Below are 3,331 nucleotides of genomic sequence, written 5' to 3' on the forward strand. Positions count from 1 at the left end.
CTTTCGGGGGAGTCCATGAATGATCGCCAGTTGGAAACTAGATCGAGGTCCGACCATTCCTGCTGCCGAAGTCCCCACGGGCCGACTTCGAGAATCTGCGCGCCTGGAAGCGCTGCAAGAACTGGGGAGTGCGTGGACATGATGACTTGCGAGGAGCCTTCGGCGAGGAGATCTTTCAAGACCGCAAGGAGGCTGAGGCATCCCGCGAAGGACAGCGCTGATTCCGGTTCATCGAGCACCCACAATCCGGGTCCCCGGAAACGATCCACGGCCAGTTCCAGGAACGATTCACCGTGTGACATGTCGTGGAACGAGATGTCCGGACCCGCGGTGCTCGGGTTCTTCTCGAGGTAGGTGAAGAAGCCGTGCATGGTTTCCGCGCGCAGGAAGTAGCCGCGTCTTGTGGCGCCGGCGGTGCGGACAAGCTGCAGGTGATCGGCAAGTATGGACTCCGTGGATCGGGTGCTGTGGCGGGCGCCTGTAGATCCGCCTTCTGGAGACAAGCCATAAGCCAGTGCGATGGCTTCCACGAGAGTGGATTTTCCCGACCCATTTTCGCCTACGAAGATTGTGGCCGGGGTCAGGTCGAGCCCTTGGTCCAGAACCTGTGCGACAGGGGGCAGGTTGCCTGGCCACCGACGGCGGTCGAGGACGTGGGCCGGGTCTTCGGCCAACCGTCTGATCGGAACGCTAGGCGGGGGCATGCCCCATTCTTACAGGCTGAGGAGTTCGCAGCGGCCCATGATGAAAGGTCCTGGAAGTGCCAGTCATTTCGAACTGAAACTCCGGGACTATCGAAATAGAGCGAAAACACGCACGGGTTCCGGAGCGAAGTTCGACCCTTCCGTAAAACCCATGGCTTCGTAGAAGGCGCGTTGCCCTGGTTCATTGTCAGTGATGAGCACTGTTTGCCGGACATGCGCGTATCGCGCCGTGACGTGCTCCACCAGAGCCCGGCCTACGCCCGCGCCTTGGAAAGGCGGCCGTACAAGGATGTCCTGCAAATAGCAGATGGTCGCATCGTCGGACACAACCCTCGCGAGGCCAACAAGCTCACCATCCCCATTCCGGGCCGTCACGACAAATGAGGAACTTCGGATCGCTCTGGTGAGCAGTTCTGGATCCCGGGTATAGGCGGCCCACCCCACAGATTCGTACAACGAGAGAACCTCGGCATCGGAAAACTCGTTGGATGTGAGGATGCTGAACGCCGGCATCCGACCAGTGTTGCATGGCCTTGCCATTTGTTCATGGACACCGTGCGCAACTCCGATTACGGCGCCGACGAGAACGATCCGAAGGTCGCCCAGATCGAGCGCGAGGACCCGCTCGGCGGGTCCGGAGCATCCACATTCTGATTAGCTGGAACCCTCGGCGCTGAGAGGCACCCGGTGGCAGACTTTCTGCCATGGAGCCCATGGATTGTCTGGTCATTTACGTCCCCGCCGACGCTGCGCCCGCGGTCCGGCAGGCCATTGGCGACGCCGGGGCGGGCAGGCTCGGCAATTACTCCCACTGCTCGTTCAGCCTCGACGGCACCGGGCGTTTTACCCCGTTACCCGGCGCGACCCCGTCCGTCGGCGTCGTCGGTTCCTCCGAGGAGGTGCCGGAAACCCGGATCGAGGCAATCTTCCCCCGCTCCCGGCGTAACGCCGTCGTCAATGCCGCGTTGTCCGTTCATCCGTACGAGACGCCGGCGTTCATGACCTACCCGGTAGATGCCAGCCGGCCGGACTGAGCAACACCGGGGGTGCAGCGCGGCGGAAACTGTGAGGTCACCCGCGCCGGGTGGCACGCACGACGACGTCGTGCAGCGGCAACGCACGGTCACCGGTTCCGGGGAGTGTCCGCGTGATCTCCTCGGCACTCGTGATGCTCCATACGGCAGCGTCGAGACCCTCGGTGATGTCCGCGAGGGTAACAGTCGCTTCCAGGGGAGGGCGGTGCCCGTGCCCCGGGGAGGCGGGAGCGTGCAGGTGCCCGACGATCAACAGCGTGCCGCCGGCGGCTACCCAATCCGAGATGCGTTCGTAGAAGGCAAGCTGCGGCATCGCCGGGTGAGCGTAGTGGGTGGTCACAAGTTCCAACCGATCTCCCGGTGCCCATGACGTCAGGTCCGCCTCGACCCAGGTCACCTTGCCGGACACAGACTGCCCTTCGGCACGCTCGGCCGCTTGGGCGAGGGCAGCGCCGGAGATGTCGGCGCCGGTGACCTGCCAGCCGTTCGCGGCGAGCCAGGTCGCCTCTGCCCCTGTCCCGCACCCGGCATCCAGCGCTGTTCCCGGTACGAGTCCGCTGGTTTCGCGGATGAGATGCGGGTTCGGGGCAGCCCCTCCCGAATCTGCCTGGGCGGGACCGTGGGCCTGTTCCCAGTGCTGTTGCCAGTAGTCCTTGTCGAAGCTGTGCGTCATCGCGCCACCGTCGCGTCCGCCCGCTGCTTCCCCTGGCGATGTCTCTGCCGTCCCGGCCATGTGGAACCCCTTACGATCTGATGTGCCTTCAGATTCCATGCTCCCGGGCTGGCAGGTGGATGTGCAAGCGGTATTGCCGAATGGCAAAATAGCGCCCATGAACGACGATCTCGACCACACAATCAGCGCCGTCGGGCCGCGCCTCAAGCGCCTGCGACTCCGCAGGGACGTCACCCTCGCAGACCTCGCCGAGCAGACAGGCATCTCCGCCAGCACACTCTCCAGACTCGAAGCAGGCCTGCGGCGGCCCACTCTCGAGCAGCTCCTCCCGCTGGCCCGCGTGCACGGGGTAACCCTCGACGAACTCGTCGATGCGCCGCCGACCGGCGACCCCCGGCTCAATCTGCGTCCCGTCGCCGGTCCGGACGGGTCGACGATCTTGCCTCTCACGCGCCGCCCAGGCGGCATTCAGGCCTACAAGTTCATCCTCCCCAAGGGCAGGGATGGGCAGGAGCCTCAGCTGCGCACCCACGAAGGCTACGACTGGGCCTATGTCCTCAATGGCACCTTGCGCCTGGTCCTCGGTGAACATGACCTGATCCTCAGGCCCGGCGAAGCCGTGGAGTTCGACACCCGAACCCCGCACTGGTTCGGCGCAACCAGCGCCGGTCCGGTCGAATTCCTCAGCCTTATCGGCAAACAAGGTCAGCGCACCCATGTCCGGGCGGCACCCAAGCGCGATAGCTAGGCGCATCCTCTGATGTGCTCTCCTTAGGACCCTGCCGGCGCCATTCGGAGGGCCAGCATCCCGCCTTCGAGGAGTTCAAGTTCGACGATCCGCAATGTGTGCCGTGGTGCGTCCTCCGGCAGCATTTTCTTGCCACGCCCGAGCACGATGGGGGAGACCAGCAGGACGTACT

Annotated in this window: 5 protein-coding genes; 2 read left to right on the top strand and 3 right to left on the bottom strand. The window is 64.3% G+C overall.

The features are described from left to right. Together LQV45_RS22055 and LQV45_RS22060 are read right to left on the bottom strand one after the other, a co-directional pair. On the bottom strand, positions 1-704 hold a 704-nt coding region (locus LQV45_RS22055), incomplete at its 3' end, for an AAA family ATPase (RefSeq protein WP_230008829.1). An 87-nt stretch (positions 705-791) separates the two neighbouring features. Beyond that, a complete protein-coding gene (locus LQV45_RS22060) occupies positions 792-1,217 on the bottom strand; it encodes a GNAT family N-acetyltransferase (protein WP_230008830.1) in 426 nt (141 codons plus the stop codon). A gap of 191 nt (positions 1,218-1,408) precedes the next feature. On the opposite strand from LQV45_RS22060, the gene LQV45_RS22065 reads away from it, so the two are divergent. Continuing rightward, complete coding sequence (locus LQV45_RS22065; protein ID WP_374208271.1) at positions 1,409-1,738, top strand: hypothetical protein; 330 nt, start codon at positions 1,409-1,411, stop codon at positions 1,736-1,738. 37 nt (positions 1,739-1,775) lie between these two features. Here the strand turns inward: LQV45_RS22065 and LQV45_RS22070 are convergent, their stop codons facing one another. Next, on the bottom strand, positions 1,776-2,411 hold the full coding sequence (locus LQV45_RS22070) for a class I SAM-dependent methyltransferase (RefSeq protein WP_230008831.1): 636 nt from the start codon (positions 2,409-2,411) through the stop codon (positions 1,776-1,778). Between the two features lie 157 nt (positions 2,412-2,568). On the opposite strand from LQV45_RS22070, the gene LQV45_RS22075 reads away from it, so the two are divergent. Further along, positions 2,569-3,159 (top strand): helix-turn-helix domain-containing protein, encoded by a 591-nt coding sequence (locus LQV45_RS22075; protein WP_230008832.1) that lies wholly within the window; start codon positions 2,569-2,571, stop codon positions 3,157-3,159. Positions 3,160-3,331 lie beyond the last annotated feature (172 nt).

Source organism: Microbacterium sp. Bi128 (assembly GCF_918698205.1).